We start from the raw sequence: 1,922 nt of genomic DNA, 5'->3' as shown, positions 1-1,922 counted from the left end.
CAACGCCAAGTTCAAATGGACTTGGGCAAGTAATCAATGAAATGGGATAACTCACCAGCCAGCCTTCTCAGAAGGCTGGCATCAAAGCCCCCTTATAGGGGGCAAAAGGCAAGTCTGCGTTTCTAAGAACGCAGATTTTTACATCATAATTGTACCATCCTGCACCGGATTTCTCATCGTCTTTTTTCGGTTTTTCAATTGAATTTCAATGACTTGGCATTTATAGACGGGAACTAGATATTGTCCGAGCGTCCCCCTTCCTCGTGAGAACCCGTCCGCCAGGGGCGGCAGGCGATGACGAAGGCAGCCACCAGGGTCAATAGCAGCCAGTCCCGCCCGATGAGAATCACCGAGGCCCAGCTGTAGCCGGCATAGGGTTTCTGAACCTCGGAATAGAGATCGCCCGCCAGGATGATAAGCAGCACCAGGGGAATGAAGATCTTGATGAGGAAATCCCACCAGCGCCACAGGGGGATGGAGGAGATGCGGTTGATGTGATGGCGCAGTTTGGGCAGCCGGAACAGCCAGCCGACCACCAGACACTCCATGATGCCCACGCTCACCAGTCCGTAGTGGGTGACGAAATGATCCACGATATCCAGCCACAGCAGGCCCGCGTGGGTGGTGAAGACGATGGAGCCGAGGAAGCCCAGCACCGAGATGAAGGTCACCAGCTTCTGGCGGCTCATGCCGAACTTGTCCACCATGGCAGAGACGAACGCCTCGATGATGGACACGGCGGAGGACAGCCCTGCCACCACCAGACAGAGGAAGAACAAGGCGCCAAAGAAATTACCGCCGGGCATCAGACTCACCGCCTTGGGATAGGCGACGAAAGCCAGACCGATGCTTTCCGCCACCACATCCGCCAGCTGCTGATGCTGGGTGGTGGCCATGAAGCCCAGTACCGCGAAAACAGCCAGGCCGGCGAACAGGGAGAAACCGCTGTTGATCACGGCGGTGAGCAGAGCGTTGCGGGTAATGTCCGCCTTGCGGGGCAGATAGCTGGCATAGGCGATCATGATGCCGAAGCCCAGACTCAGGGTGAAGAAAATCTGGCTGTAGGCGTCGATCCAAACCCTGGGATCGGACAGGTGGGAGAAGTGGGGGCTGAGATAGGCCTTGATGCCCATGGCGGCGCCTTCCAGAGTCAGGGACCAGGCTACCAGCGCCACGATCAGCACCAGCAGGGTGGGCATGAGAATCTTGTTGGCCAGCTCGATGCCGCGCCGCACACCCCGGTAGACGATGGCCCAGTTGATCAGCCAGACCAGCGCCAGGGCAGCAAGAATGGGGGTGCGCACCTCGCCGATATCACCGGGACTGTCGCTGACCTGGAGGAACTCCTTGAAGAAAAAGCTGTTGGGATCGTCTCCCCAACCCAGGTCGAAGGACAGCCAGAAAAAGTTCATGCACCAGGCGATGACCACCGAGTAATAAAGCACGATACCGAACATGACGAACAGCACCGCCCACCAGCCCAGCCATTCCCAGCGTTTGCTGATCTTGGCATAGGCCAGGGGAGCCGAGCCCACCCGTTCGTGACCGATACCGTATTCCAGGATCAGCAGGGGAATACCTGCGGTCAGCAGTGCAATCACATAGGGAACCAGAAAGGCGCCACCGCCGTGTTCATAGGCTAGGTAGCTGAAACGCCAGATGTTGCCCAGGCCGATGGCGGAGCCCACCGCCGCGAGAAGAAAGCCCAACTGGGAATTCCATTGTTCTCTTGCCATCTTTTGATCCGCCCCGAGCAACCTGTGGTAGTGCATGAATCTACCAGTAACTCGTGCATACTTTCAAGGTAACTACTCACCCCTAAGACTGAGTACAAGCCTGCCTCGATGGATCTACAATCGCTTTTTCATGTCTGTAGAGGCTTGACATCATAGTACGCCGAGTCTATGCTATTGACCCAACAC

General features: G+C 56.8%; 1 protein-coding gene. It reads right to left on the bottom strand.

Annotated features, from left to right (window positions below; all coding sequences use genetic code 11):
* Window positions 1–233: 233 nt before the first annotated feature.
* The gene (locus ACOCD2_RS18140) at window positions 234–1,736 is read right to left on the bottom strand and encodes a sodium-dependent transporter (protein ID WP_293650007.1); all 1,503 of its coding nucleotides are present in this window, start codon (window positions 1,734–1,736) and stop codon (window positions 234–236) included.
* Window positions 1,737–1,922 lie beyond the last annotated feature (186 nt).

Origin of the sequence: Thiolapillus sp., assembly GCF_048562965.1 — a bacterium.
GTDB lineage: Bacteria > Pseudomonadota > Gammaproteobacteria > Chromatiales > Chromatiaceae > Thiolapillus > Thiolapillus brandeum_A.
The sequence above is the reverse complement of the archived record's forward strand: the minus strand, read 5'-3'. Positions and strand labels throughout refer to the sequence as shown.